Raw genomic sequence first — 26,087 nt, forward strand, 5'->3', positions numbered from 1 at the left:
TTATTTTTTGCCGTCAAATTTTATCAAAAGCCCAAACCAAAAGGCACTGGTGGTGGCAAGATAACCCACAAACGTCCATGGCCAATCTGCCTTTCGGTACAAAATGAACAACGCCGCAAAAGCGACGAGTGTACAAACCAACTTGCACATTTCTGCAGCAAAGTGCTGCTTGAGAAGTACTGCTGGCGGAGCGAGTTCAATGCGATATGCGATGGCTGCGTATAAAACACTGCCCAGCACCGCAATAAATCCGCCCAGTAAACTTGAAATTGCCGGATTTTGTCCCAAGATCAAGAAGAGGAGGAGAGCCGTACTGATGGCGATTCCAATCTTTAGCCGGATGATGCCCCGAACCTGTGCTTTCCCGATCATTACTTCACCACTGGGGAAAAACCCCGCGATTATACTGACCTGATTTGTGTTGCGTCAATTTTACCTATTGATCTTTTTAGTAAAATTTACTTGTCATTCAATTTGTGCAAGAGTATTGGCGGGATAAGCTTTCGCCAAACTTGGTGCATTCTAGTCAGAACTTTGTTACATCTTGCTAAGCAAGCCATCCAATTGTTCCGGGCTGTTGTATTCGATTGTAATCCGGCCACTTCCCTGCTTTCCGGCCCTGATAGACACCCTGGCGCCTACCCTTGTTGATAATTCTGCGGCTAATTCAGAAAGCCGTGGGTCTGCTTGCTTTACTGGCTTTTCTGGTACGGCTTCTTGTTGTTTTTTGACCAAAGCCTCGGTTTCTCTTACCGACAAGCTCTTCAGAATGACCATCCTTGCCGTATCCAGCTGCAATAAATCATCCAAAGGCAGCAAGGCGCGAGCATGCCCCATACTTAGCTGATCGGCCATTAGCATCTTCCGCAGTGGCTCGGACAAACTTAATAGTCTTAATAAGTTTGAAACGCTGGCGCGTGATTTGCCTACTGCTGTGGCTGCCGCTTCATGCGTCATGCCAAATTCTTCGATCAGGCGCGAAATGCCTAATGCTTCTTCAAGCGGATTTAAATTTTCACGCTGGATATTTTCAATCAGGGCCATTGCCAAAGCAGCTTCATCGGCAATTTCACGCACTAATGCGGGTATTTCTACTAAGCCAGCTTTAATCGATGCACGCCAGCGGCGCTCCCCGGCAATAATTTCGTACTTGTCCAGCCCGATTGGCCGTACCAGCACAGGCTGCATCAGCCCTTGGGCACGAATCGAATCAGCAAGTTCCTCTAAAGCCGTTTCATCCATCTGCAAGCGGGGCTGATACTTACCCGGCTGCAAAGAAGTAATCGGCAAATTTTGCAAGGAATCCTGACTATCCCCCATCAGCGCATCTAAACCGCGTCCAAGTCCTTTCATTTTCATGCTGTGGGAGTCTCTTCAAGCAGGTTGTGACGAGCCAGCAACTCTTCGGCAAGCTGAAGATACGCCAGTGCGCCTTTGGAGTTTTTGTCGTAGGACAAGATTGGGCGACCATAAGACGGCGCCTCAGCCAGACGAATATTGCGTGGAATAACCGTATGGTAAAGTTTACTGGTGTAATGCTTAATGAGCTGATCTGACACTTGCTGGGCCAAAGTTGAGCGCGGGTCAAACATGGTTCGCAAGAGGCCTTCGATTTCAATTTTACGATTCATCGATTGCTTTACGCGCTTTAGCGTATTCACCAGATCAGACAGGCCTTCCAGCGCGTAATACTCGCACTGCATCGGAATCAGTACCGCATCCGCAGCCACAAGACCATTCAGCGTAAGTAAGGTCAGAGCGGGCGGGCAATCTAAAATAATGTAATCGTACTGATCAGCAACTTGCGCTAAAGCATCTTTCAGCCGCGACTCTCTGTGTTCCTGGTTGACCAGTTCAACTTCAGCACCCGCCAGATTGCGATTAGCTGGCAGCACATCAATGCCAGCAGATTCTGAGCGCAAAATAATGTCCTGAATCGGTGTGGCGGCCAGCAAAAGGTTATAAACCGAGCTGCTTAATTTTGCCTTATCAATCCCCACGCCCATAGTGGCATTGCCCTGCGGGTCCAGATCAACCAGCAGCACTTTTCTGCCAAGATGCGCCAGACTTGCAGCCAAATTAACGGCTGTAGTGGTCTTACCTACTCCGCCTTTTTGATTGGCAATCGCCAGAATTTTCATTATTTAGCCCTTAAGTAGCCCAGCAAAATGGCGTGCGTCACCCGCCATACGATTACACCTTAACCACATGCACTAAATGGCGTTCTGCATCGATTCCCGGCACTTTTAAATGATCCACAGCCGTTACTTTTACTGTTTCTGGTAAGTGTGCAATTTCTTCAAAAGGGTAAACCCCTTTCAAAGCAGCCCACTCCCCTTCCGGCGCTAACAGGTGCTGAGTCAGTTTTACAAACTCGGCCAATTCAGCAAAAGCGCGTGAGGTAATAATCTGGAATGGCGCTTCTGGTTTATAAAGCTCTACACGCTCGGTAAGCACCGTAACATTGGTGAGTTTTAACTCAGCAATCACCTGACGCAAAAACGTCGTTTTTTTATGATTTGAATCGAGCAAAAACAACTGCCAGTCTGGCCGCACAATGGCCAATGGAATGCCTGGCGTACCAAAACCCGAACCTACATCCAGAATACGAATCTTATCTTTAGCCTCGCCCTTAAAATGAGGCAAAGGCGCAAGTGAATCCAAAAGATGATGCGAAACCATGCGCTCCGGCTCGCGAATTGCCGTCAGGCTGTAGGTTTTATTCCACTTCGCAATCAGCGCCACATAGGCCAGCAGGCTGACCGATTGTGCTGTTGATAAATCAATTTTTAGCTCGGCAAGGCCAGTGGCCAGCTCAGAAAACATGGAATCAGTAGCAGTCATTCTTTACCTTTTTCAAGCATTTGCTTTTTCTTTAAATGAACCAGCATTAAAGCGATGGCCGCTGGGGTAATACCGGAAATTCTGGAGGCCTGGCCCATGGTTTCCGGCTTATGTTTAATCAGCTTTTGCTGCACTTCTTTGGATAAGCCCGATACATCGGTGAAATCCAGATCTGCGGGCAGCAGGAATTCTTCCAGATTATCGCGGTTAGCCACTTCAGATTGTTGCCGCTCGATATAACCCTGATATTTCAGCTGAATCTCTACCTGCTCGGCCACCAGTGGGTCTTCTACTGCAGGTTTGGCGATTTCCATAGTCATCAGGCTATCGTAAGAGACCTGCGGGCGGCGTAGTAAATCGGCCAGCGTGTATTCACGCTCAATCGCTTTACCCAACACACGCTCTGCATCGCTTACCGCAAGAATACGTGGATTTACCCATGTCGTGCGCAAGCGTTCCAATTCTAAATCAATTGCATCGCGTTTTTTGCAGAAAGCGTCCCACTGCGCATCGCCAATCAGGCCCAGCTCGCGGCCTTTTTCAGTCAGGCGTAAATCGGCATTATCTTCACGCAATTGCAGGCGGTATTCGGCGCGGCTGGTAAACATGCGGTAAGGCTCGGTCACCCCATTGGTCACCAGATCATCGGCCAGCACGCCAAGGTATGCTTCATTGCGTTTTGGCGTCCACGCGTCTTTTTCACGCACATAGAGACCCGCATTTAAGCCTGCCAGCAAGCCTTGTGCGGCGGCTTCTTCGTAGCCTGTGGTGCCATTAATTTGCCCGGCAAAAAATAAACCGGCAATGCTTTTGGTTTCAAAGCTGGCTTTTAAATTACGCGGATCGTAGTAATCGTATTCGATGGCGTAGCCCGGACGCAAAATATGCGCGTTTTCCATACCTGCAATCGAGCGCACGGCGGCCAGCTGAATATCAAACGGCAAGCTGGTTGAAATACCGTTTGGATAATATTCGTGTGTATCTAAGCCTTCTGGCTCTAAGAAAATCTGATGGCTGTCTTTGTCGGCAAAGCGATTAATTTTATCTTCGATACTTGGGCAATAGCGCGGGCCAACACCTTCAATTTTGCCGGTAAACATCGGGCTGCGATCAAAACCGCTGCGAATAATCTCATGTGTTTTAAGATTGGTATGCGCCATCCAGCAAGGCAATTGCTTGGGGTGCATGCCCACATTACCGCGCACCGAAAACACCGGCTCTGGCGTATCCCCGTATTGGGCTTCTAATACCGAGAAATCAATCGATCGGCCATCAATCCGTGGCGGCGTGCCGGTTTTCAGGCGGCCAACGGGTAGATTTAAATCGCGCAAGCGAGCAGCAAGCGTTACCGAAGCAGGATCCCCGGCACGGCCACCAACGTGGTTTTCCAAGCCGACGTGAATTTTACCAGAAAGGAAAGTTCCGGCAGTCAGCACCACCGCACCTGCTTCAAAACGAATGCCGATTTGGGTAATCACACCCGTGACACGATCGCCATCTAAAGTCAGATCATCCACAGCCTGCTGGAATAAATCCAGATTCGGCTGGTTTTCCAGCATATGGCGCACCGCCGCTTTATAGCGAATACGGTCGGCCTGCGCGCGCGTGGCGCGAACTGCAGGGCCTTTGCTGGAATTGAGCGTTTTAAACTGAATGCCGCCAAAATCGGTGGCCAGCGCCATTGCGCCGCCTAAAGCATCCACTTCTTTGACCAAATGCCCCTTGCCAATCCCGCCAATCGACGGGTTGCAGGACATCTGGCCAAGGGTTTCAATATTGTGCGTCAGCAGCAGGGTTTTGTTACCCATGCGGGCGGCCGCCAACGCAGCCTCAGTCCCGGCGTGTCCGCCGCCGACAACAATCACGTCGTATCGAGTAGGATAAAGCATAGCGTTGAGCATCCAGCAAGCAAAGGGGCAAGATTTTACGCCGTATTAGCCCTGACGACTATCGCGAAGCGATGAGTGCCTGTGCAAAAACACCTCAGCACATTGAGGCAATACCCCGGAAGACGTTTCTGCCAGCACTTAAAACACAAACGCCCCGATTTTACGGGGCGTTTCACGTGGAACAATTACAAGCCTAAAATCTGCCCTGTGGATAAAGCACAATTAACTTCAACAAAGTAAATATTGGCTGCATATCATTTTGAATGAATATGCGCCTTTAGCACCACCACCGGCCAGTCTTTACAACACACCAAACTCACGAGCCGCCTCTAAAGCCGCCCCTACAATACCCGCATCATTTTTAAGCTCTGCAGGCACCACAGGGAAACGTAAATCGGTAAGCTCCGGAATAAATTTCTCGTGCTTTTTGCTGATGCCTCCGCCAATAATCAATAAATCAGGCGATAACAGTAATTGTAAATGCTGAACATATTCATTTAAACGCTGGCTGTATTCTTTCCATTTTAAATTTAAATCGTCTTTTACTTTTCCCGAACAGTATTTTTCGGCAATTTCATTATTTTTAAAAATCAAATGGCCGAATTCTGTATTGCTGATTAATTTACCATCAACAATTAAAGCGCTGCCAATACCTGTCCCTAAAGTAATAACCAGTACTTTGCCCGCCTTCCCTTTGGCAGCACCAAAAATCCCTTCAGCGAGGCCAGCCGCATCCGCGTCATTAATAAGCTTTAAAGGTAAACCTGTCACCTGAGATAAAATATCCTGAGCTGGCGCATTAAGCCATGAAGCATCGACATTTGCCGCCGACAGGGTTACGCCGTTGTGCACAATGGCCGGGAAAGTACAGCCAATCGGGCCTTGCCAGTTAAACTGATCAACCAGCTGCTTAACTACAGCGCCCACGGCTTCTGGTGTGGCTGGCTGCGGGGTATCAATACGCACCCGCTCGCACAATAACTCTCCCGTTTCCACATTAACCGGAGCACCTTTAATTCCTGTACCGCCAATATCAATACCCAGAACAATTTTTGCGGATGCTGTTTGCTCAGTCATTTTTCACTCTTTTTTAGATCTGTTTATTTTAGCAGATGAATAAGAACAGAATTTCTATTCAAATATTATTTAGATGATTTCAGCTCTAAAAGACGCTTTTTATCTTCTTCAGCCTTGGCTTTAATATTTTCAATATCCTTCTTTTTATTTCTGTTATCTTCCTCAATATCAAAAACTTCTTTTTGTACGGAAACCAAATCTGCAGCCAGATCAGCAGGCACAACACGATTTGCTTTTTTATGGCGGGCAATTTGTGTTTCTATCCGGGTTTTACGCGGAGTAGCATTTTGCATTCGGATTGCATTCGCCGCGATGGCAGATTCCACCACGCCTATCCGCCTGTCTCTGATGAGATCAATTTCTTCAGGCTTAGAAAAAGACTGCAGCAAAGCCCGGTCTTTTCTCTGCTGCTCTTTTTGCTGAGCCTGCTCATTTTGAATTTTATCTTTCTCTTCCCTGCTCAGCGCAGGAGCGGGCGTGGTCTTAACGATGCCGGATTTATTCAGCTCAGTCACACCGCTTGTGGGAGTGGTAACAGGCGGCTTATCACTGTATTGCACCCGTCCAGTCTCATCCACCCAGCGATAAAGCTTGGCAGAGGCGGAAGCAGTTAATAAAGCCAATATAAAAAAAGTACTAAGACCACGCAGCATCAGATAAACCTTTTAAATTCCGTATTGATTACGGTAAGCACTTACTTTAGCCAGCTTCTCATCCATACCAGCCTGAGCACCCAAATATCCCAGTAAATCGTCCAGTGAGGCGATAGGAATCACTGGAATACCAAACTGTTGTTCTACTTCTTGTACTGCTGATAATGCCCCCTGGCCACGCTCCATACGATCCAGCGCAATCAGAACACCTGCTGGCTCTGCACCTGCAGCACGAATCATATTCACCGATTCACGCACGGATGTGCCTGCAGAAATCACATCATCGATAATCATCACACGGCCTTTAAGCGGCGCGCCGACTAACACACCGCCTTCACCATGATCTTTTGCTTCTTTGCGATTAAACACAAAGGGCACATTCCGGCCTTGAGCAGCTAAAGCAACGGCACTGGCCGATGCCAGCACAATTCCTTTATAGGCGGGCCCGAATAACACATCAAACTCTACACCTGACGCTTGTACCGCCTGTGCATAAAATTGCGCCAGAGCGCCTACCGACGCGCCATCGCTAAATAAGCCCGCATTAAAAAAGTACGGCGATTGACGGCCAGCCTTAGTGATAAAATCTCCAAAACACAGCACATTTTGCTCTACAGCAAAAGAAATAAAGTCGCGGCGAAAATCACTCATGCTGCATTTTCCTCATTTATTGATCTCAATAAAGCGAAGCATAACATTTCTTACAAAAGGACACCGAATGCGCATTATCAGTGCTAATTTAAACGGCATTCGCTCAGCTGCAAATAAGGGCTTTTTTGAGTGGCTGGCAAAACAGGACGCCGATGTGGTGGCCTTGCAAGAACTTAAAGCACAAGAGGCTGATATTTCCCAGCAAATGAAAGAGCCTGCGGGGCTAAAAGGCTTTTTTCATTATGCAGAAAAGAAGGGTTATAGCGGCGTAGGCCTTTATTGCCGCCGCGAGCCTGATCGTGTCATTACCGGCCTTGGCATTGCCGATATCGATTTTGAAGGCCGTTATTTACAAGCCGATTTTGGCAATCTTTCGGTCGTTTCACTTTATCTGCCATCGGGCTCTTCATCAGAAGAGCGTCAGCAAGTGAAATTCTCCTTTCTGGAGCGCTTTCGCCCGCACTTAGAGCAACTGGCCGCCAGTGGCCGCGAAGTGGTTCTGCTTGGCGACTGGAATATCGCCCACAATGAGATTGATCTGAAAAACTGGAAAGGCAATCTGAAAAACTCAGGTTTCTTGCCGGAAGAGCGCAGCTGGCTGGGTAAGCTATTTACCGAACTGAACTTTGTAGACGTCTGGCGCAAGCTTTACCCGGAAATCCCCGGTTATACATGGTGGAGCAACCGCGGCCAGGCCTATGCTAAAGATGTAGGCTGGCGCATCGACTACCACATTACCACCCCCGGTATTGCGGCCACGGCACAGAGTGCATCCATCTATAAGGATGAAAAATTCTCTGACCACGCACCGCTGATTGTGGATTACGACTACCAAGTTAGTTGATACTTGCCACTAAACCCACACCTTTAACCACGGAGAGCACAGAGGACACGGAGTTTCACGGAGAAAATCAAAACTATTTAGCGAGATGCCAGCTTTAGGATGCAAATGTATTCATTCATAGAGAATGTAAACAAAAGCCAATTTATCGTAACTTAGTTTTCTCCGTGAAACTCCGTGTCCTCCGTGGTTCACGATTTAGGTTTTTTCCATTCTTGCATCATTGCTGTACTTTAAAATTTGGGTGTTGATTTTTCTGAATTCCACGGTGCTACTTTAAACAGCAGCAGCATTCCCGGAATCGCCAGCGCGGTGCAAAGGAAGAAAAAACTAATCCAGCCCATTTGCTCAACCAGCCAGCCGGTGCTGGCATTGATAAAGGTGCGGGGCACTGCTGCTAGGCTGGTAAACAAGGCAAACTGGGTTGCGGTATAGCGCGGATCGGTGGTTCTGGCGATATAGGCCGTAAATGCAGCCGTTCCCAGCCCAACGCCCAGGGCTTCAAACGCAATCACCATGGCCAGCGCTACTTTATCTGCCCCCACGGTTGCCAGCCATGCAAAACCTAAAATGGATACAACCTGCACCACGCCAAATACCCACAGGGCGCGGTTAATGCCCAGCTTTAACATCCATACACCGCCCACAATACCGCCAAACACCGCAGGCCATAGCCCTGCATTTTTAGCGATCACGCCAATTTCTGTTTTACTAAAACCCAGCTCTAAATAAAACGGCGTAGCCAGTGCGGTGGCCATGCTGTCGCCTAATTTATATAAAAAGATAAAGGCCAGAATCCACATCGCATTCCGCCAGCCGTGGCGGGTCATAAACTCGTGGAAAGGCTCGACCACCGCTTCACGCAGTGTTTTAGGCGGGCGGACTAATTGTGGCTCGCTTACTAGGAGTGTCATCACAATACCCGGCAGCATAAACAAACCGGTAATCATAAACACCTGCGCCCACGGCAAATGATCAGCAAGAATCAGAGAAAACGCGCCGGGAATCAGGCTGGCAATGCGATAGGCATTCACGTGTACCGATGTACCAAGCCCCAATTCTTCATCACTTAAAATTTCACGACGATAAGCGTCGAGCACAATATCTTGGCTGGCGCTAAAGAAGGCTAAAGCCATGGCCAAGTAAGCAATCGACCATAAATCCAGCTTGGGGTTAAATAGGCCAAATGAGGCGATTAAAACCAGCAAGGCGACTTGGGTAAGCAGCATCCAGCCCCGCCGCCGCCCCAGCCCCGGCACCGCATAGCGGTCCAACAAAGGGGCCCAGATAAATTTCCATGTAAATGGAAATTGAATCAGAGCAAAAAAGCCAATCGCTTTTAAATTAACACCTTCGCTTTTTAACCACGCAGGGACTAAGTTAATCAGGATATACAGAGGTAAACCCGAGGCAAATCCGGTAAACACACAGATCAGCATGCGCCGGGAGAACAAGAGCGATTTCCAGTGAGTAGTAGTCATAGTAGCTGGCGGTAAAAAAGAGGCATTACCTTACCTTAAATTCAACATTTCAAGGCCATAGCTTCGCGCATTATTAAAAAATACACAGGCTATTTTTACCAAAATGGTAAGCAAAAACGCCATCTCAGGCTCTCTGCTGGTAAACCCCAATAGGACAAGCAAGAGAAATCAGGCTAATGTTAATTCAAACAATCGTTTAGAAACGCCACAATTTCGGCCTGAACGCAGCTATTAAGCTCCAAGAAAAAAGATAAATCAGCTTGATTTTTAATCAATATAATTGCTGGGAAATATTCCGATGTCGACCTTTACACAGCTATTAAGCCCCCTCGATCTGGGCTTTACCACCCTTAAAAACCGCGTCCTGATGGGATCAATGCATACGGGGCTTGAAGAAGCCGCCGATGGCCCGGAACGCATGGCGGCCTTTTATGCCGAGCGGGCAAAAGGTGGCGTAGGGCTGATTGTAACGGGCGGCATTGCGCCCAATGCAGCAGGCCGTATTTATGAAGACGCCGCCATGCTGGCCGACGAGGCTGATATCCCCCGCCATCAGCCAATTACCCAAGCCGTGCACGATGCGGGCGGCAAAATCTGTTTACAAATTTTGCACGCCGGCCGCTATGCCTATCACACTGCCAGCGTGGCCCCATCGGCTATTGCTTCACCGATTACGCCATTTACACCCCATGCTTTAAGCGAGGAAGAAATCGCCAGTACGATTGCCGATTTTGCCAACACCGCTAAACTGGCCCAAGCCGCAGGTTATGATGGCGTAGAAATCATGGGCTCAGAAGGTTATCTGATCAACCAATTTCTGTGCAGCCATGTCAATCAGCGTGATGACGATTGGGGCGGTGACGCAACACGCCGTCAGCGTATCGCAGTAGAAATCAGCAAGGCTGTGCGTGCAGCGGTTGGCCCCAATTTTATTGTTATTTTCCGCCTGTCTTTGCTCGATTTAGTCCAGGATGGCGGCACACTACCCGAAGCGATTATCCTTGCCCAAGCACTTGAAGCCGCTGGCGTTACCCTGATTAACACCGGTATCGGCTGGCACGAAGCACGTATTCCCACCATCGCCGCAGCCGTACCTCGTGGTGGCTTTAGCTGGGTAACACGCAAGCTAAAAGACCATGTGTCTATCCCGCTGATTGCGGTAAACCGCATCAATACCCCGGAAATTGCCGAGCATATTTTAGCCAGCGGCGATGCGGATATGGTTTCCTTAGCTCGCCCCCTCTTGGCCGACCCTGATTTTGTCAATAAAGCGGCGGGCAAGGCTGCCCATCTCATCAATACCTGTATTGCCTGTAACCAGGCATGCCTCGACCATGTATTTGAAGGCAAAGCGGCCTCTTGCCTGGTTAACCCCCGCGCCTGCCGCGAAACCGAGTTCCCGCAAACCACCAAAACCCAGCAAGCCAAACGCATCGCCGTGATTGGCGCCGGCCCAGCCGGATTATCTTGCGCTACTGCCGCAGCCAGCCGAGGCCATAAAGTTACGCTGTTTGAAGCAAGCGCGGCCATTGGTGGCCAGTTTGGTATTGCCCAGCGCATCCCCGGCAAAGAAGAATTCACCGAAACACTGCGCTACTACCGCAATCAGCTCGATTACCTTGGCGTAAATGTAAAACTCAATCACTTTGCACAAGCCACAGAGCTGGCCGGTGAATTTGATGAAATTGTGATTGCCAGCGGTGTACAACCGCGCGTGCCGGATATTGCAGGCATCACCCACCCAAGCGTGGTTTCCTACCCAGCCCTGCTGCGCGGCGAAGTAAAACCGGGCAAAAAAATTGCGATTATTGGCGCAGGCGGAATTGGCGTAGATACGGCGGTGTTTTTATCCGAAACCCACAGCGATCTCAGCCCTACAGACAACTTTATCCGCGACTGGGGTATTGATTCCAGCATGAAGAGCGCAGGCAGCTTAGCCAAACCCGCCATGCAGCCCAGCGGCCGCGAAATCTGGCTGTTAAAACGCAGCAAGGGCAAGCCTGGCAGCGGCCCCGGCAAGACCACGGGCTGGGTACACCGTGCCACCTTGCAATTACGCGGCGTAAACCTGCTGGGTGGGGTTGAATACCTAAAAATCGATGATGCTGGCCTGCATATCAAGCAAAATAACGAAGAGATCTGCCTTGAAGTCGATCAAATCGTGCTTTGCGCCGGGCAGGAATCGGTAACAACGCTTTGGGATAAACTCAGTGCAAGTGGTGCACCAGTGCACCGCATTGGCGGAGCGCTGCTTGCAGGCGAAGTAGACGCCAAACGCGCCATTGCCGAGGGCTTTAATCTGGCAATGGGGTTTTAAATTATTCAAGCCCCTCAAAAAACCCATCGTCCTTAGGGCGATGGGTTTTTTATACACTTCAATATGAGAGTAAGGGCGTGGACACAGCCAATATTCAACAGCTGAGTAGTGAGCTAATTTAAATACATTTACACAACAAGATCACAATGGATTTGCAGGCTTTCAGTTGAATTTAAGTGAATTCGAAAACCCTCTTTGGCCAGAGCTTCTTTTACCTGACTCAGCGGAAGTGCGTATCGCTCCACCCGGCGTTTTTGCCAAAACAAAGGCGTAAACACGCTCAGAGGCAATAGCCGTACACGACGCCCATGCAGAAGAAAGGACACATCAATATGTGTGCCATCCACGTCGTGACCATTACTTCCAAAAATAGCAGCGATCTCGCCTTGCCTGCAGGAATAAAAAAAACGAAAAACGCTGATACCCAGAGCACGAAACTTATTGCGGGCAAAACCAAGCTGAGATTCTTTTTTTTCGTAAGCCCGGGTCAAAATCAAACCAATATGCTCAGGTAGTTTCATCTGAATTCGCTGCAATTTGCTCAATGTATCTGAATCTACCTGCACCTGCTGAGCAGGCCACCGCGGCCTGATTTGCACATTGGCATAAACACCGCGATTAAGAGTAAGTAAAGTCAAATTCAGCGCCTTTAATTAGAAGCACAATGAAGCCAGATTAAAAATCAGGCACCCTGCTTAGGCATCAAAAACCACAGAATCAAATAAACAAAAATACCTGGAAATGCCGCCGATAAACAAGACACAATCACAAAGATCAGCCGCAGCTTGCCCGAACCTATTCCCAGATAATCTGCCAGCCCGCCCATTACCCCTGCAATCCATTGATCATCACGGCTTCTGCGTAAGACTTTATTCATGGTTTCTTCCTCGTTAATCCTGCGGTTTAACTTCTGACTCACAAAAAATATCACGTTTCTGCACGATCAATAATCAAACAAATACCTCAATCAAACTGTATCGCTCCAACGAAGCCCTAAAGGAAGCGCTGAAGGAGCAAATAGAAAATGCAAAACCCTGCGCTGGCTTGTACCTGATGATTTTGAAGATGAATGCAAAAGTAAGGGCCGCATCAGCAATGCGCTGCCTGCGTCTGCCACACAGACGATTTCTTGCCGGCGGGCATTTGCAGCATCCTCTGCCGTCACCAAGCCCTGCAAATGTGATCTTGGCACAAGGCGCAGCGGGCCATCCTCTGCCCCGCAGCTATCCAGATGTACCCTCACCGCTATCAGCTGCTGCAATACCTCCACAGGGGCTTGTACATACAACTGGTCTTCTTTAACTGACCAGCCCCGCAATGCCGGATGCTCAATGCGCTCTGCCACAGGAATACTTAAATCCTGATGCACTGAGACCAGCCAATTGCGGGAAGCAGATTTTTCAAAAAAGGTGCACTGCACCGCAACCATGCCAGACAGCAATGATGACACAACCGGATGCTGGCGGATTTTTACAGCCAGAGAGCGGCACCCGTCCTGCAATAATAAACGCCGCGTACCTGCAGAGGCACAACGCATTGTTTCAATCTGCCCTGCAATGGCTCTGCATTCAGCAGGGCTGAATATGGCAGAAACCAAAGCAAAGCCATCACGTTCAAATGCATTCATATTTATCTTTGTTTGCAAGATACTTTAACAGCCAGCTTACCATCACTCCGTATTTAAACAAAAAAACCCGCCATCACTGGCGGGTTTTTATAGAGCATTAAGCTTTTATTTTGCTAAGGCACTAGCAACATCACCGGCCTGCTGGCCCACAATCAGGTGGAACACTTGTTCACCCTGTGGCATCACGCCTTCTACCCCCGCTGCTTTTAAAGCGGCTTCATCAAGACGTGAAGCATCTGCAAGCTCTACACGCAAACGAGTACCTGCAATGGCTTCCAGCTTGCGGATATTGGCAATACCACCCAATGCCGCCTGAATTTGCATGGCTTTACCATTGATGTTGCCTGCAGAAGTTGCTACTGCCTGCACACCCGCTGTTGCGGCTTGTTGCACAGGTGCAGTCACTGCATCTGCTTCAGGGCCAGCTACTTTCAGGTAATTAACCATATCGGATTTCAGATTATCTGATTGCGTACCAAAAATAGCCTGAATACCATTGCCCACCACCATTACACCGGCAGCGCCCATGGCTTTCAGCTTAGGCTGATTCACTTTAGAGATATCTTTAACCGAAATACGCAAGCGGGTAATACATGCATCCAGACCACTGATATTGCTGCGACCACCAAAGGCCAGCACTAATTCACGAGCACGGCCATGCTCGCTGCTATCCACAACATGTTCTTCTGCGGTTTCGTCTTCACGGCCCGGCGTTTTCAGATTGAGTTTCACAATCACAAAACGGAATACCGAGTAGTAAATCGCTGCATAAACCGCGCCCAGAGGCAGAATTAACCACCAGTTTTGCGCGTATTTACCCAAGGCGTTAAACATCAGGAAGTCGATACCACCTTGCGAGAAGCTAAAGCCCATATGGATATTGAGCGAGTTAGCAACAAACTGGGTGGATGCAGCCAGGAAAGCATGAATAACGTAGAGCTGTGGAGCTACAAACAAGAAAGCAAATTCAATTGGCTCGGTAATACCTGTCATAAATGATGTCAGCGCAGCTGAAATCATAATCCCGCCGATCTTAACGCGGTTTTCAGGCTTAGCCGTATGCCAGATTGCAACTGCAGCCGCTGGCAAACCAAACATTTTGAACAAGAACGCGCCAGACAAGATACCGGCAGTAGGATCACCCGCAAAGAAGCGTGCAATATCACCATGCACAGCAGGCTTGCCATCTACCACGTAATTACCGATTTCAAAGAAGAACGGTACATTCCAGATATGGTGCAGACCAAACGGCACCAGCATCCGTTCTACAAAACCATAAAGCGTTGCAGCGATACGCGGATCAGCATACGCAGCCCATTGCGAGAAGCTTTTAATCACGCCCTGGATCGGAGGCCAGATCAGCGACAAGATCACGCCAACAAAAATCGCCGCAATACCGGTTGCAATCGGCACAAAACGCTTACCGGCAAAGAAGCCAAGGTAAGGTGGCAGTTCGATGCGATAGTATTTGTTGAACAGGCCAGCCGCCAGAGCACCGGCGATAATCCCGCCAAATACGCCGGTTTCCATTGCCTTCATGCCCATGACCATCGCTGGCTCTGTGCCCAGCACAGGAGCCATTACGCCCATTGTTGCCAACAGCACAACATAACCAACAACAGCCGCAATGGCAGCAACGCCATCATTTTCGGTTAAGCCCAGCGCTACACCAATTGCAAAAATCAGGGCTAAGTTACCAAAAATCGCACCACCACCCGCTGCCATCAGGTGTGAAACCACATCCGGCAAGAAGGAAAAATTGGATGCACCAAATCCAAGCAACAGGCCAGCAACCGGCAATACTGACACCGGTAACATCAGCGACTTGCCGATTTTCTGTAAGAATGCAAATGCGTTCTTAAACATAATTTCTCCGTACGACCCAGCTCAGGCGCAAAAAGCCGCCAAGGCATCAATCAAGATTAAGACAGAATTTCCATATAACGCGGTGCTTCAGGGCCAATCAGCAAATGATAGACATGATTTGCACAAGGCATTACAGCTAATACACCAGCCTGCTGTAAACGCTCTGCATCAAAACGGCTCTCATCGATCAAATCTACCCTTAAACGAGTCAAAGCCACAGTTTCTAAGGAGCGAATATTGCTCCATCCACCAAGGGCTGCCACCAACAGAATAGGAAAGCTATCGCTCATTGTATTTACTTTTTCCACTGTTAATTCTCACGTATGACATGTAATACCACAATCCGTAGAATACCGCATGAACCGTGAAGCAAGACATTGACCTATACGCTTGACAAAACAGGCCGCTTCCGGCCTGTTTTCAGCATAATTTAATCTGTTATTTGCTGAGCTAAGCGGGCACGAACTTCAGCCACAGTGCCCATTTGCAATACTTCTGCAGCCAGCTTCTGGCATTCCACTTTTGAAAGTTTACGTACCAGCGCTTTCACAGCAGGGATCGCAGGAACGCTCACCGACAACTCATCAACGCCCATACCAATCAGTAATGGAACCGCAGCCGGGTCAGATGCAATACCACCGCAAACACCAACCCACTTGCCATGGGTGTGCGCGCCTTTCACTGTGTTGGCAATCAAACGCAATACGCCCGGATGCATGGCATCCGCTTCTTTAGCCAGTTTTGGATGACCACGATCCATAGCCAGTGTGTACTGGGTTAAATCGTTAGTACCAATCGAGAAGAAATCCACTTCACGGGCAAAAATCTCTGCCATCACGGCTGTGGCAGGGACTTCAACCATAATCCCAACCTGCACCTGAGCGGTGATGCCCAGAGCCGCTTTTTCTTCTGCAACGATACGCTTAACTTCACGCACTTCTTCTAAAGACGTAATCATCGGGAACATGATGGCTAACTTGGCATGCTCAGCCGAGCGCAAAATCGCGCGAATTTGTGTATGCAATAATTCTGGCTCTGCTAGGCACAAGCGTACGCCACGTACACCCAGGAATGGATTTTCTTCTGCAGGCATAGGCAAGTAAGGCAGCGGCTTATCGCCACCCACATCCAGCGTACGCACAACAAAGGTGCGGTCTTTACCCAGTGATTTAGCAATATCGCTGTAGATTTTGTCTTGCTCTGCTTCAGTTGGAGCATCTGTACGCTCAAGGTACAAGAACTCGCTGCGAAGTAAACCAACACCTTCACCGCCCAGCTTCACCGATTGCTGAGCTTCTTCAAGGCCACCAATATTGGCCACAACTTCAACACAGATACCATCTGTGGTGGTTGCCGGCTCAAACGCAGATTCCAATTCTTCAGCCTGGCGCTTGGCAAGTTTGACCTGGCGCTCACGGATGCTGCTGATTTCCTCGCTGGAAGGGTTTAAACGCAAACAGCCTTTGCTGCCTTCCAGAATCACAGGTGTGCCATTTGCCAATTGCAAAGCGGCTTCTTCAATCCCACAAATTGCAGGTATATTCAAAGAGCGGGCCAAAATAGCAACGTGGCTGGTTGCACCGCCACCAATCGTACAAAAACCAAGTACTTTGTTGCGATCCAGCGAAGCGGTATCGGATGGGGTCAGGTCTTCTGCAATCAAAATGGCATCATTTGGTACTTCAAGCGCCGCTTCTTTAATGCCAGCAATCAAACGCAAAACGCGGCGGCCAATATCGCGAATATCATTGGCACGGCCAGCTAAAACTTCATTTTTCAGCTTAGCAAGCTTATCTGCGTAATTGGTAAACGCAGCGCGCCATGCAAATCCTGCGCTCTTACCCTGGCTGATACCAGCTGTTGCCAGATCCAGTAAATCAGGGTCTGACAATAATTCCTGGTGAGCAGCAAAAATTTCTGCTTTTGCCGGATCGGCAATTTCACCTTTTAACGCCTCAAGCTGCTGGTACGCTTCTTTCAATGCATTTTCAAGACGGCGTTTTTCCAGCTCAGGCACATCACCTGATTCAACAACATCGATAACTTCTTGCTTAACCTGATAAATATGCCCTACTGCAAGACCTGGTGAAGCAGAAACACCCATCAGCATATTTGGATCATTCGATTTCAATGCAGGACGAGTTTGCGGCTTAGGCAGATGCTTTGCAGCAACCGGCGGCAATACGCCACCACACTCTTCACCGGAACCACTGGCAATCAGCTCAGCCAGGGCTTTTGCAGCCTGAGCAGCATCAGGACCGGTTGCTTTTACAAAGACCGAATCACCATGCTGTACTTCCAGCCCCATGATGGAGACAACCGACTTAGCATTTGCCTCGTCTCCGGCACGTACCAGTTTTAAATCAGATTTAAATGTTTTAGCTGTATTGGCTAACACCGCAGCAGGACGAGCATGCAAGCCTGTTGGGTTTGGCACAATCACAGCAGCAGATTGAATCGCTGCATCAGCAGCAACAGCCTGCCCCACCACAGTGGCACCGGCTAAATCCAGAGACAACACGATATCCTGGCCTGCAGCGATCGTTTTTTTAATCGTTGGAATATATTTAACAACCTTATCGCCTGTTGTAATCACGATTTGGGTCAGCAAACTCAGCGCTTTGCGGGCAACCAAATCGGCATCAAACTCGATCAGAGGCTGACCTACTTTTACTTCAGCACCTTCAGCCACCCTGGCCGTAAATCCTTCGCCACGCAGCATCACGGTATCTAAACCAATATGAATCAGCACTTCAATCCCAGCGGGAGTTGTGATGGTAATGGCGTGTTTTGATGAATGCAGCTGAGTTACTTTACCCGCAACAGGGGCAAGCAGCAGGTTGGAAATTGGATCAATCGATACTCCATCACCCACCATTTTTTGCGCAAACACCGGATCAGGAACCGATTCTATCGCGACAACAACACCTGATAACGGTGCAAAAAGATCCAGCCGAGAGGCTTGAGTCGAATTATTCATGGCAACCTCATTATTGGGGGGCAGTGCTTGTAGAGACTCTATGTTGGCTTTATGGCCAATCGCGACGTAGTTTAGTGCGATGTCAAAAAAAATAACTGTGTATTTATTGCCTTTGTCATGGCAATAATTTGCGTTTTCTCATGAAAATCGTATTTTTGCCGCCAGGTTGCTGAGAGAACTGTTTTTACTTTCTAACAAAGAAAGACTAACAGAAGCAAAATTACAAAAAAACAACATAACTATGGCTTCCGCCAAACTTTTTTCCCAGTCAAGATGTAATCTAGACGTAAATCCCAAGTATCTACGGGTAATTGCTCAAAATACTGCACATCAAATGCAAGGCCAACTAAACGGGGCTTTTTCCAGCTTTGCCGCAAACGTCTGAATTCAAACGTGCAATCATAATAGCCTCCGCCTTGCCCCATTCGCGCAAGACTTGCATCAAACCCCAGCAAAGGCAAAAACACAATATCCAAATCGCGTGGCGAACATATTTCACCACCCAAAGGCTCAAGAATATTTTGCGGCCCCAGTTTCCAGCGATTAGTTGAATCTAAACGCACAAAACTTAATTTTCTTCCCCGCTTTGGCACTTTGGGCAGATACACATCTACCCCACTCACTAACGCATTCAACATTAACAGCCAGGGAGAAAACTCACTTCCGGCAGGAATATACGCGGCGATTTTTAAACCCCGGCGTAATAACCCAAGCTGTTTTGCCATGGCAACAACAGCGGATTCTGCGGAATGTCTTTCTAAAGGGGGGATCAAAGCACGAGCGCGGCGTATAACACGCCGCGCTTCGGATTTAGCAGATTGACTATTGATATTCACGAATAGTGAAACAATGAAGAGCTTCCCGCGAGTGCCGTCCGACGAGCAATCTTGAACCGAAGGTTCAAGCGGTCACCGACCGGATGCCATCAGGTGCATCCAACGGGGGATGCTCACAACAGGCATACTCATGGCAGGCAACCAAAGTAATTATTGGTTCAGAGAGACAAGCCGTAACAAACACCGCAGGAAAGCATTGGTTTACAAAAGCCGCAAATCAGGAAAACAATTCAGTCTGTTCACCCATCACTGCGTCTATTGTTGAATTCATGCTGGCAATTCTACGCTGAATTGTCGCAATGTCAAAACCCCCGTCTACACGCGTATGCAAATATTCATGTGTGATATTCAAAGCCGCCATGATCGCTATTTTCTCAAGTCCTACCACCTTTCCGGAGGCACGGATCTCATGCATACGCTGATCCAGCAGCTCAACAGCTTGTATCAGTGTGGCTTCTTCATCTTCCGGGCACGCCACACGAAATTCACGTCCCATGATAGAAACATCAAGCTGCTTAATCCCCGCCTCACTCATTCTGTATCCTCCGGCAGCTTGGCAAGAATGGCGGCAACTCTTTCTTTGCTGCCATCTATTTTTGCCAGTAAGCCTTGATTTTGCTGTTGTGTCAGCAATAACTTCTGACGCAAGCCCCGATTTTCATCACGCAACTCACGGCAAAGCAGCGCTAATTGAGCCACTTTGTCTTCAAGATTTAAAAGTTCAGCTTCCATCAACGACTTCCATAGGCAGCAGAGCAGACGAATTCTAAGGTACTTAAAGAGAATACGCCGCGCCGATAATGACTCTTTTCATTCTGTAAATTGTGTGCAACACCCAGTTTCGTTTACAAATCCGGATCTGGCAACTCAACTTCATCATTTGGATCGTACACAGGCATTTCAAGGAAATCATCCGGTGTTTCAAGAGTAATACGCCCTAAAGTACCACTGCGAAACTCAGTCAGAATCATATCTGCCGTTTTTTGTGTATCAATACGACCGCCCGACAGCATAGCGCCGCGCTTCTTACCAATAAGCTCAAACAACGGTTCTGCATCACCTAATAAATCTTTCAATTTATACCGATCAAGCAGTAATTGCGGATAACGCTCTACCAAAGTTTCAATCGCATACAGCGCCACATCCACTTCATCATAAGCGTTGCGGCCAATCGATCCCGCCATGGCTAAACGATAGCCTGAATCTTCATTTTGCACTTTTGGCCACATCAGGCCTGGTGTGTCATACAAAATCATGCCTGCCAGCGTTTCTACCCGCTGCTGCATTTTAGTCACACCTGGCGTATCAGCGACTTTTGCGATCTTACGCTTAGCTAAATGATTGATCAGTGTAGATTTACCCACATTAGGAATACCTACAATCATTGCCCGAAGTGGTTTCTCTTCACCATCACGATGCGGTGCAAGCGCCTGACATAACTGAGGAATCAGCTTTGCACCCTGAATCTTATTGTCTTCACCCAGCAACACAGCTTCAGTACCTGGCTGAGACTTAAACCATTCCAGCCAAATTTTATTGAGCCTTGGATCTGCCAAATCAGCTTTATTCAAAACCTTGAGAGCAGGGCGCTGCCTTAAGCGGCGCATAGGCTCAATCATGGGATTGCTGCTGGACAGTGGCAAGCGAGCATCAACCACCTCAATCACCAAGTCTACCTTGGCCATGGTCTCTGCAACCTGCTTGCGGGCAGTGTTCATATGCCCTGGAAACCACTGAATCGCCATCGAACCCCTCCATCAAAACGAGCCATTATACGGTGAAAAATCAAACGATCCATCAAATCAACTACTTGGCCTGTGGATAAAAGTAAGCAGCACTGTGGAAAACCTTCAAGCCTGCAAAACCCAAAAAACTATCTCCAAATTATCCACAGGCCAAACATATTCCGCACCCAGCCTTGTGGATAACTTAAGTTCTTGAAAAAACAGGAGAAAATGACTTATCCACAGAAAACACCGCCCCTTATTAGTTGTTCTTATATCTTTCTTCTTAAATGAAGTATTAAAAGAAAAAAAGGTGTAAATAAATTTTCTACCGCAAACCCAACTGAAAATGTTCTAAAATCGCCCACTTGCATGCTCAGGAAGACAGCTATGAAACAATATTTTCAACATCTGCTTGTTATCACAACCATCATAGCCATAGCTGGTTACTTACTTTTTCAAACACCCAATAAAAAAGCACCTGATATAAAATTAACCAGTATTCAGGGTCAAAACCTAAACCCGTCTACATTAAAAAACCAAATCATCCTGGTTAATTTCTGGGCAACCAGTTGCACAGGCTGCATTCAGGAAATGCCTGAATTAATTAAACTACAAGAAAAATATAAAAATAATAATTATAAAACCATTGCAATTGCTATGGATTATGACAATCCAGAATACATTGCTAATTATGTGGCAGAAAAAAAATTACCTTTCTTTATACAACATGATGTAAATGGCAATATTGCTAAAGCTTTTGGCGATGTAGGATTAACACCCAGTACTTTCTTAATTAATAAGAATGGCGATATTATTAAGAAATACGTAGGTGTTGCTGATATTAATGAAATTGAGAAATTGATTGAAAAAGAAATTAAAAGATCAGTTTAAATATATATTTAAAATCAATAACTTACATTATTATCAGTATGAAATAAAAACTTGTCTGCATTAAAAAGAAACAAAAAAAAACGGCCCAAATGGCCGTTTTTTCTATATCTGAAGAATTACTTAATTTGCATAAAAACTTTTTTAGCTGCTGCAAGAGTAAGCAATATATCCTGATCCGAATGTGCTGCAGAAACAAAACCTGCTTCAAATGCAGAAGGTGCTAAATAAATTCCTTGCTCTAACATCCCATGGAAAAATGCATTAAATTTAGAACGATCTGAATTCATTACATCTGCAAAAGATTTGGGAATATTTTCACTGAAGTAAAAACCAAACATCCCCCCTGTACTTTGCGCAGAAAATATAGTGTTTGTTTCTTTTGCAATTTGAATTAAACCTTCACATAATTTCTTAGTCTGAATTGATAACTGATTGAAAAAACCGTCTTCAGAAATAAGTTTTAATGTAGCCAGCCCGGCTGCTACCGCAACTGGATTACCAGATAATGTACCTGCCTGATAAACCGGTCCTAAAGGTGCCAGCTTAGACATAATGTCGCTGCGGCCACCAAAAGCTGCCAGAGGCATACCCCCGCCAACGACTTTACCCAAGCATGTCAGATCTGGTTTTAAACCATGCAAACCCTGAGTGCAGTGCAAATCAACCCTAAAACCGGTCATGACTTCGTCATAAATCAAAACTGCACCATGATTTTCAGTTAATTTACGCATCGCCTGAACAAATTCCGGGCTGGCTTGCACCATATTCATGTTGCCAGCGATAGGTTCTACGATAATGGCTGCAATTTTATCGCCCATTTCTGCAAACAATGCTTCCAGTGGAGCAACATCGTTATATGGCAAGACTAAGGTATCGGCAGCAACTGACGCTGGAACGCCGGCCGACGAAGGATTACCGAAAGTTAATAAGCCAGAACCAGCTTTTACCAGTAAGCTATCCGCATGGCCATGATAGCAACCTTCAAATTTCACTAATTTATCGCGGCCGGTAAAACCGCGGGCAAGGCGAATAGCGCTCATTGTGGCTTCGGTACCACTTGAAACAAGCCGAATTTGCTCAATAGAAGGCAACATTTCACAAATTAAATCAGCTAATTTTACTTCTGCAGCTGTTGGCGCTCCAAAACTCATACCGTTTTTAGCCGCTTGAATAACTGCTTCAAGCACTTTAGGATGCGTGTGGCCTAAAATAAGCGGCCCCCAGGAACCTACATAATCAATATAACGCTGGTCATCTGCATCCCAAACATAAGCGCCCTCGCCTTTTTTAAAAAACCGTGGAGTACCACCAACAGAACCAAAAGCACGTACGGGCGAATTTACGCCACCAGGAATATGCTTTTGTGCGGCAGCAAATAATTGTTGGTTTTGATTCATGACGAGTTCCACAATAGAAAGCCACATCATAGCGCCATCAATCTTGTGCAGAAACCGCCATTGCCTGTTTGTTCATTGTTTTCTTATATAACGTAGTGTTGTATTTCTTACTACGTAGTTGAAAAACATCAGGTAAAAAATAAGCGCCTTTTGCAAGACGCTTATTTTTGATTAATGCTCATTACCAGCTTGAATAAGGATGTTCTGAAAGATAGCTATTAAAATATCGCGGATCATCTGATACTTCTTCGCCTAACCAAGCTGGTTTGATATAGCTTGCATCGCTGGCGGGTAATTCCAGCTCAGCAATAATAAGAGGTGCATTTTCGCCATGAAATTCGTCGATCTCCCAAATATATCCTGAAAAATCGATTAAATATCGTGTTTTATCTAAGACATTGGGACACAGCGCTAATAATGCTTCAGCATCAGTAAAGGGTATTTCATATTCATACTCCAAGCGTTCAATCCCTGCTGTTTTGCCTTTTATAGTGATAAATCCTTGCTCTGCACGTAAACGTACACGCACTACCCGATCAGGATCGCTGGATAAATAGCCTTGTGCAATCCGGCTGGACTGATGCACTTCTTTACGCCAGTCTTCATTACTTAATAAAAACTTACGTTCAATTTCTGTAGCCATTATTCATTTTTCCCCAAAGCATTTAAAAGGGCTTTACTACAACCAAAATGACGCAAGCCGCTAAAACAAGCACAGGAATTTCATTAAAAAAACGATACCAGCGATGGCTGCGGGTATTTCTGTCTGCTGCAAAATCTTTGCAAATCTTCCAGCAATAAGCATGGTAAGCAATTAAAACGGCCACAAGCGTGAGCTTTACATGCATCCAGCGCCAGCCTGTGCCCATATAAAAATCAAAGTAAGACCAAAGCCAGATACCAAATATCAGTGCCAAAATACCTAAGGGCGTCATAAAGCGGATTAACTTATGCTCCATTAATTTCAGGCGTGCAATGGTTTCGCTATCTGTGCTCATGGCGTGATTGACAAATAATCTGGGCAGATAAAACAGGCCTGCAAACCAACTGGTAATAAAAATAATATGCAGTGCTTTTACCCAGAGCATTAATTTTCCTTTTTATTTGGATATTTACGCGCAGCTGCATCGTATAAGCTTTGTACGGCTGGAATTTTGGCTTGCAAGTCCTGGATACGCGTTTGATTTGAAGGGTGAGTAGATAGGAATTCTGCTGGCTGCCCCTTGCTGGCCGCAGCCATTTTTTGCCATAGGCTCACCGCTGCTTGTGGCTTATATCCAGCCCTTGCCGCCAGCTCTAAGCCCATAGTATCGGCCTCAGATTCATGCTCACGGCTATTAGGCAGGAAGTAGCCTACTTGCATCAGCTCATCGGCCATACCCATATAGCCATCATATTTTCCACCCGTCAGCAGAGATAAGCCTTGCATAGCCAGCTGCTTGTTATACGCACTGCTCATGCGCTCGCGGCTGTGTTCTCTTAAAGCATGGCTGATTTCATGCCCCATAATCTGGGCAATTTCATCATCGGTGAGTTTTAGTTTTTCGATAATGCCGGAATAAAACATAATCTTGCCACCCGCCATGCAATAGGCGTTTAGCTCCGGGCTGTTTTCTACATTGACTTCCCATTGCCACTTGCTGGCATCCGGGCGAAATACGCTGGTTTGCGGAATAATTCGATTAGCAATTGTGCGCACTCTGGCTGTCATTTGCTTATCACTATTGAGCACGCCTTTGCTTTGCGCTTTGTTCAGCGTTTCCTGATAAGACTGCCTGGCCATATTGTCGACTTGTTGTTCAGACAATAGCACGCTCATGCTTTGCTTGCGGTTTATCTGGGTTGCGCCTGATTCTGTTGTACTTACCTGCTGACAGCCTGGTAATAAGGCTGAAAGTACAACAGCGCTAATCAGCTTTTTCATAGCTATCCTTTTAGATTTCTATCATCTCAAAATCATCTTTTCTTGCTCCACAATCCGGGCAAGTCCAGTTTGGAGGAATATCTTCCCATGTTGTTCCGGCTGCAATGCCATCGTTTGGCATCCCTTCAGCTTCATCGTAAATAAAGCCACAAATGAGACACATATATTTTTTCATTCGAGTTACCTATTAAGTAAGATAAAATTTCAATTTTACCTGATTCAGTGAATGTCCCCATGACTACCAGCCCCCCTATTGTGCTTGTATTTGCTGGTAATGATCCATCCGGTGGTGCTGGACTTGCAGCAGATATGCTTGCTTTATCATCCTTGGGTTGCCATGTGGCACCAGTGATTACTGGCATCGTTATTCAAGATAGCGCAGGCGAACAAGATGTTTTACTTATTGAGAGCGAATGGGTAGAAGATCAGGCACGCTGCATTCTTGAAGACATGAAAGTTGATGCCATTAAAGTAGGCCTGATTGGCAGCTTAGAAACACTTACCGTGATAGCCGAGATTGCATCTGATTATCCTGAAATTCCGCTTATATTAGATCCTGTATTTTTCTCTAAGGCAGGGGATCATTTGGCTAACGAAGAATTACTGATTATGACGCGTGAGCTTTTATTACCTCATACCACGCTGGTTACGCTAAATAGTATTGAAGCAAGGCACTTAGCTTCGGATGATTTGGATGAGCAGGAAGATTTAACCTTGGATATTGCAGCAAGCCGAATTTTAGATTGTGGCTGCGAATATGTACTCATTACTGGTGCTCACGAAAATACGCCTAAGGTCATTAACGCTTTATACAGTGATATGGGGCGGGCCAGCGTTGATACATGGGATCGCTTGCCTGGCAGTTTTTACGGGGCAGGCAGCACACTGGCCGCGGCATTAACAGGCGCTTTGGCCAATGGCGCTGAAATTAATGAAGCGGTCAAAGAAGGCCAGGACTACACCTGGCAAACACTGCAGGCCGCTTACCGGCCTGGCATGGGGCAGCAGATACCTGATCGCTTCTTTTGGGCAAGGCCTGCTGATGATGTAACGATCACCCCGCTTGATGAGGCACTTTAATTGTTT

At 47.1% G+C, this 26,087-nt stretch carries 28 protein-coding genes and 1 other RNA gene; 4 read left to right on the forward strand and 25 right to left on the reverse strand.

Going from position 1 to position 26,087, the window contains the following annotated elements; all coding sequences use genetic code 11:
• From CSQ88_RS03605 to pyrE, 8 genes are all read right to left on the reverse strand, one after another.
• Complete coding sequence (locus tag CSQ88_RS03605; protein ID WP_099396739.1) at positions 1-372, reverse strand: ATP synthase subunit I; 372 nt, start codon at positions 370-372, stop codon at positions 1-3.
• A gap of 165 nt (positions 373-537) precedes the next feature.
• Positions 538-1,359, reverse strand: coding sequence for a ParB/RepB/Spo0J family partition protein (locus CSQ88_RS03610; protein ID WP_099396740.1), 822 nt, complete (start codon positions 1,357-1,359; stop codon positions 538-540).
• Positions 1,356-2,144, reverse strand: a complete 789-nt coding sequence (locus tag CSQ88_RS03615) for a ParA family protein (protein WP_099396741.1) — start codon at positions 2,142-2,144, stop codon at positions 1,356-1,358. Before CSQ88_RS03615 ends, CSQ88_RS03610 begins: the two co-directional genes overlap by 4 nt.
• Positions 2,145-2,193: 49 nt before the next feature.
• Positions 2,194-2,844 (reverse strand): 16S rRNA (guanine(527)-N(7))-methyltransferase RsmG, encoded by a 651-nt coding sequence (gene rsmG / locus CSQ88_RS03620; RefSeq protein WP_099396742.1) that lies wholly within the window; start codon positions 2,842-2,844, stop codon positions 2,194-2,196.
• Complete coding sequence (mnmG, locus tag CSQ88_RS03625; RefSeq protein WP_099396743.1) at positions 2,841-4,733, reverse strand: tRNA uridine-5-carboxymethylaminomethyl(34) synthesis enzyme MnmG; 1,893 nt, start codon at positions 4,731-4,733, stop codon at positions 2,841-2,843. Before mnmG ends, rsmG begins: the two co-directional genes overlap by 4 nt.
• 300 nt (positions 4,734-5,033) lie before the next feature.
• Positions 5,034-5,810: a polyphosphate--glucose phosphotransferase gene (gene ppgK / locus CSQ88_RS03630; RefSeq protein WP_099396744.1), complete on the reverse strand. Its 777-nt coding sequence runs from the start codon at positions 5,808-5,810 to the stop codon at positions 5,034-5,036.
• Positions 5,811-5,875: 65 nt separating this feature from the next.
• The gene (locus CSQ88_RS03635) at positions 5,876-6,463 is read right to left on the reverse strand and encodes a DUF4124 domain-containing protein (RefSeq protein WP_099396745.1); all 588 of its coding nucleotides are present in this window, start codon (positions 6,461-6,463) and stop codon (positions 5,876-5,878) included.
• A 12-nt stretch (positions 6,464-6,475) separates the two neighbouring features.
• On the reverse strand, positions 6,476-7,114 hold the full coding sequence (gene pyrE / locus CSQ88_RS03640; RefSeq protein WP_099396746.1) for an orotate phosphoribosyltransferase: 639 nt from the start codon (positions 7,112-7,114) through the stop codon (positions 6,476-6,478).
• A gap of 67 nt (positions 7,115-7,181) precedes the next feature.
• Here pyrE and CSQ88_RS03645 point away from each other — a divergent pair, with 67 nt between their 5' ends.
• Complete coding sequence (locus CSQ88_RS03645) at positions 7,182-7,958, forward strand: exodeoxyribonuclease III (RefSeq protein ID WP_099396747.1); 777 nt, start codon at positions 7,182-7,184, stop codon at positions 7,956-7,958.
• 230 nt (positions 7,959-8,188) lie between these two features.
• On the opposite strand, the gene CSQ88_RS03650 is transcribed toward CSQ88_RS03645, so the two are convergent.
• Positions 8,189-9,436, reverse strand: a complete 1,248-nt coding sequence (locus CSQ88_RS03650) for an AmpG family muropeptide MFS transporter (RefSeq protein WP_099396748.1) — start codon at positions 9,434-9,436, stop codon at positions 8,189-8,191.
• Between the two features lie 298 nt (positions 9,437-9,734).
• Here CSQ88_RS03650 and CSQ88_RS03655 point away from each other — a divergent pair, with 298 nt between their 5' ends.
• A complete protein-coding gene (locus CSQ88_RS03655; protein ID WP_099396749.1) occupies positions 9,735-11,753 on the forward strand; it encodes an NADPH-dependent 2,4-dienoyl-CoA reductase in 2,019 nt (672 codons plus the stop codon).
• A gap of 128 nt (positions 11,754-11,881) precedes the next feature.
• Here the strand turns inward: CSQ88_RS03655 and CSQ88_RS03660 are convergent, their stop codons facing one another.
• The 11 genes from CSQ88_RS03660 to ylqF all read right to left on the reverse strand — a co-directional run bounded on the left by CSQ88_RS03660 (position 11,882) and on the right by ylqF (position 20,807).
• A complete protein-coding gene (locus CSQ88_RS03660; RefSeq protein WP_099396750.1) occupies positions 11,882-12,391 on the reverse strand; it encodes a hypothetical protein in 510 nt (169 codons plus the stop codon).
• Between the two features lie 44 nt (positions 12,392-12,435).
• A complete protein-coding gene (locus CSQ88_RS03665) occupies positions 12,436-12,630 on the reverse strand; it encodes a PspC domain-containing protein (RefSeq protein ID WP_099396751.1) in 195 nt (64 codons plus the stop codon).
• A 90-nt stretch (positions 12,631-12,720) separates the two neighbouring features.
• Positions 12,721-13,380, reverse strand: a complete 660-nt coding sequence (locus tag CSQ88_RS03670) for a phytanoyl-CoA dioxygenase family protein (protein WP_099396752.1) — start codon at positions 13,378-13,380, stop codon at positions 12,721-12,723.
• A gap of 105 nt (positions 13,381-13,485) precedes the next feature.
• On the reverse strand, positions 13,486-15,246 hold the full coding sequence (gene ptsG / locus CSQ88_RS03675; protein ID WP_099396753.1) for a PTS glucose transporter subunit IIBC: 1,761 nt from the start codon (positions 15,244-15,246) through the stop codon (positions 13,486-13,488).
• 56 nt (positions 15,247-15,302) lie between these two features.
• The gene (locus CSQ88_RS03680; protein WP_099396754.1) at positions 15,303-15,536 is read right to left on the reverse strand and encodes a PTS transporter subunit EIIB; all 234 of its coding nucleotides are present in this window, start codon (positions 15,534-15,536) and stop codon (positions 15,303-15,305) included.
• A gap of 140 nt (positions 15,537-15,676) precedes the next feature.
• Positions 15,677-18,226, reverse strand: a complete 2,550-nt coding sequence (gene ptsP / locus CSQ88_RS03685) for a phosphoenolpyruvate--protein phosphotransferase (RefSeq protein WP_099396755.1) — start codon at positions 18,224-18,226, stop codon at positions 15,677-15,679.
• Positions 18,227-18,465: 239 nt separating this feature from the next.
• Complete coding sequence (locus tag CSQ88_RS03690; protein WP_180273514.1) at positions 18,466-19,062, reverse strand: 5-formyltetrahydrofolate cyclo-ligase; 597 nt, start codon at positions 19,060-19,062, stop codon at positions 18,466-18,468.
• An 18-nt stretch (positions 19,063-19,080) separates the two neighbouring features.
• A non-coding RNA gene (gene ssrS, locus CSQ88_RS03695) (6S RNA) lies at positions 19,081-19,257 on the reverse strand.
• A 22-nt stretch (positions 19,258-19,279) separates the two neighbouring features.
• On the reverse strand, positions 19,280-19,597 hold the full coding sequence (locus tag CSQ88_RS03700; RefSeq protein ID WP_099396756.1) for a cell division protein ZapA: 318 nt from the start codon (positions 19,595-19,597) through the stop codon (positions 19,280-19,282).
• Positions 19,594-19,794: a hypothetical protein gene (locus CSQ88_RS03705; RefSeq protein ID WP_099396757.1), complete on the reverse strand. Its 201-nt coding sequence runs from the start codon at positions 19,792-19,794 to the stop codon at positions 19,594-19,596. The genes CSQ88_RS03700 and CSQ88_RS03705 overlap by 4 nt, the downstream gene beginning before the upstream one ends.
• A gap of 113 nt (positions 19,795-19,907) precedes the next feature.
• Entirely contained in the window at positions 19,908-20,807 is a 900-nt protein-coding gene (gene ylqF, locus CSQ88_RS03710) for a ribosome biogenesis GTPase YlqF (RefSeq protein ID WP_099396758.1), read from the reverse strand.
• 369 nt (positions 20,808-21,176) lie between these two features.
• On the opposite strand from ylqF, the gene CSQ88_RS03715 reads away from it, so the two are divergent.
• Positions 21,177-21,680: a TlpA disulfide reductase family protein gene (locus tag CSQ88_RS03715; protein ID WP_180273515.1), complete on the forward strand. Its 504-nt coding sequence runs from the start codon at positions 21,177-21,179 to the stop codon at positions 21,678-21,680.
• 116 nt (positions 21,681-21,796) lie between these two features.
• On the opposite strand, the gene hemL is transcribed toward CSQ88_RS03715, so the two are convergent.
• From hemL to CSQ88_RS03740, 5 genes are all read right to left on the reverse strand, one after another.
• Complete coding sequence (gene hemL, locus CSQ88_RS03720) at positions 21,797-23,077, reverse strand: glutamate-1-semialdehyde 2,1-aminomutase (RefSeq protein ID WP_099396818.1); 1,281 nt, start codon at positions 23,075-23,077, stop codon at positions 21,797-21,799.
• A 181-nt stretch (positions 23,078-23,258) separates the two neighbouring features.
• The gene (locus CSQ88_RS03725; RefSeq protein ID WP_099396760.1) at positions 23,259-23,720 is read right to left on the reverse strand and encodes a CYTH domain-containing protein; all 462 of its coding nucleotides are present in this window, start codon (positions 23,718-23,720) and stop codon (positions 23,259-23,261) included.
• A 22-nt stretch (positions 23,721-23,742) separates the two neighbouring features.
• Entirely contained in the window at positions 23,743-24,165 is a 423-nt protein-coding gene (locus CSQ88_RS03730; RefSeq protein WP_099396761.1) for a CopD family protein, read from the reverse strand.
• Positions 24,165-25,001, reverse strand: a complete 837-nt coding sequence (locus tag CSQ88_RS03735; RefSeq protein ID WP_099396762.1) for a M48 family metallopeptidase — start codon at positions 24,999-25,001, stop codon at positions 24,165-24,167. Before CSQ88_RS03735 ends, CSQ88_RS03730 begins: the two co-directional genes overlap by 1 nt.
• A gap of 10 nt (positions 25,002-25,011) precedes the next feature.
• Positions 25,012-25,176 carry a rubredoxin gene (locus tag CSQ88_RS03740; RefSeq protein ID WP_099396763.1) on the reverse strand — a complete coding sequence of 55 codons (165 nt, stop codon included), beginning with the start codon at positions 25,174-25,176 and terminating at the stop codon, positions 25,012-25,014.
• A 59-nt stretch (positions 25,177-25,235) separates the two neighbouring features.
• Between CSQ88_RS03740 and CSQ88_RS03745 the strand changes: the two genes are divergently transcribed.
• Entirely contained in the window at positions 25,236-26,081 is an 846-nt protein-coding gene (locus CSQ88_RS03745) for a hydroxymethylpyrimidine/phosphomethylpyrimidine kinase (protein ID WP_099396764.1), read from the forward strand.
• Positions 26,082-26,087 lie beyond the last annotated feature (6 nt).

Source organism: Iodobacter sp. BJB302 (assembly GCF_002735645.1).
Taxonomy (GTDB): domain Bacteria; phylum Pseudomonadota; class Gammaproteobacteria; order Burkholderiales; family Chitinibacteraceae; genus Iodobacter.

Coding starts and splice junctions, on each gene's coding strand:
- CSQ88_RS03635 (WP_099396745.1), bottom strand. CDS start 6,463: ATGCTGCGTGGTCTTAGTACTTTTTTTATATTGGCTTTATTAACTGCT.
- ppgK (WP_099396744.1), bottom strand. CDS start 5,810: ATGACTGAGCAAACAGCATCCGCAAAAATTGTTCTGGGTATTGATATT.
- CSQ88_RS03610 (WP_099396740.1), bottom strand. CDS start 1,359: ATGAAAATGAAAGGACTTGGACGCGGTTTAGATGCGCTGATGGGGGAT.
- mnmG (WP_099396743.1), bottom strand. CDS start 4,733: ATGCTTTATCCTACTCGATACGACGTGATTGTTGTCGGCGGCGGACAC.
- rsmG (WP_099396742.1), bottom strand. CDS start 2,844: ATGACTGCTACTGATTCCATGTTTTCTGAGCTGGCCACTGGCCTTGCC.
- ylqF (WP_099396758.1), bottom strand. CDS start 20,807: ATGGCGATTCAGTGGTTTCCAGGGCATATGAACACTGCCCGCAAGCAG.
- CSQ88_RS03680 (WP_099396754.1), bottom strand. CDS start 15,536: ATGAGCGATAGCTTTCCTATTCTGTTGGTGGCAGCCCTTGGTGGATGG.
- CSQ88_RS03605 (WP_099396739.1), bottom strand. CDS start 372: ATGATCGGGAAAGCACAGGTTCGGGGCATCATCCGGCTAAAGATTGGA.
- CSQ88_RS03715 (WP_180273515.1), top strand. CDS start 21,177: ATGAAACAATATTTTCAACATCTGCTTGTTATCACAACCATCATAGCC.
- hemL (WP_099396818.1), bottom strand. CDS start 23,077: ATGAATCAAAACCAACAATTATTTGCTGCCGCACAAAAGCATATTCCT.
- CSQ88_RS03705 (WP_099396757.1), bottom strand. CDS start 19,794: ATGGAAGCTGAACTTTTAAATCTTGAAGACAAAGTGGCTCAATTAGCG.
- ptsP (WP_099396755.1), bottom strand. CDS start 18,226: ATGAATAATTCGACTCAAGCCTCTCGGCTGGATCTTTTTGCACCGTTA.
- CSQ88_RS03645 (WP_099396747.1), top strand. CDS start 7,182: ATGCGCATTATCAGTGCTAATTTAAACGGCATTCGCTCAGCTGCAAAT.
- CSQ88_RS03740 (WP_099396763.1), bottom strand. CDS start 25,176: ATGAAAAAATATATGTGTCTCATTTGTGGCTTTATTTACGATGAAGCT.
- pyrE (WP_099396746.1), bottom strand. CDS start 7,114: ATGAGTGATTTTCGCCGCGACTTTATTTCTTTTGCTGTAGAGCAAAAT.
- CSQ88_RS03670 (WP_099396752.1), bottom strand. CDS start 13,380: ATGAATGCATTTGAACGTGATGGCTTTGCTTTGGTTTCTGCCATATTC.
- CSQ88_RS03665 (WP_099396751.1), bottom strand. CDS start 12,630: ATGAATAAAGTCTTACGCAGAAGCCGTGATGATCAATGGATTGCAGGG.
- CSQ88_RS03745 (WP_099396764.1), top strand. CDS start 25,236: ATGACTACCAGCCCCCCTATTGTGCTTGTATTTGCTGGTAATGATCCA.
- CSQ88_RS03700 (WP_099396756.1), bottom strand. CDS start 19,597: ATGAGTGAGGCGGGGATTAAGCAGCTTGATGTTTCTATCATGGGACGT.
- CSQ88_RS03735 (WP_099396762.1), bottom strand. CDS start 25,001: ATGAAAAAGCTGATTAGCGCTGTTGTACTTTCAGCCTTATTACCAGGC.
- CSQ88_RS03655 (WP_099396749.1), top strand. CDS start 9,735: ATGTCGACCTTTACACAGCTATTAAGCCCCCTCGATCTGGGCTTTACC.
- CSQ88_RS03650 (WP_099396748.1), bottom strand. CDS start 9,436: ATGACTACTACTCACTGGAAATCGCTCTTGTTCTCCCGGCGCATGCTG.
- CSQ88_RS03730 (WP_099396761.1), bottom strand. CDS start 24,165: ATGCTCTGGGTAAAAGCACTGCATATTATTTTTATTACCAGTTGGTTT.
- CSQ88_RS03725 (WP_099396760.1), bottom strand. CDS start 23,720: ATGGCTACAGAAATTGAACGTAAGTTTTTATTAAGTAATGAAGACTGG.
- ptsG (WP_099396753.1), bottom strand. CDS start 15,246: ATGTTTAAGAACGCATTTGCATTCTTACAGAAAATCGGCAAGTCGCTG.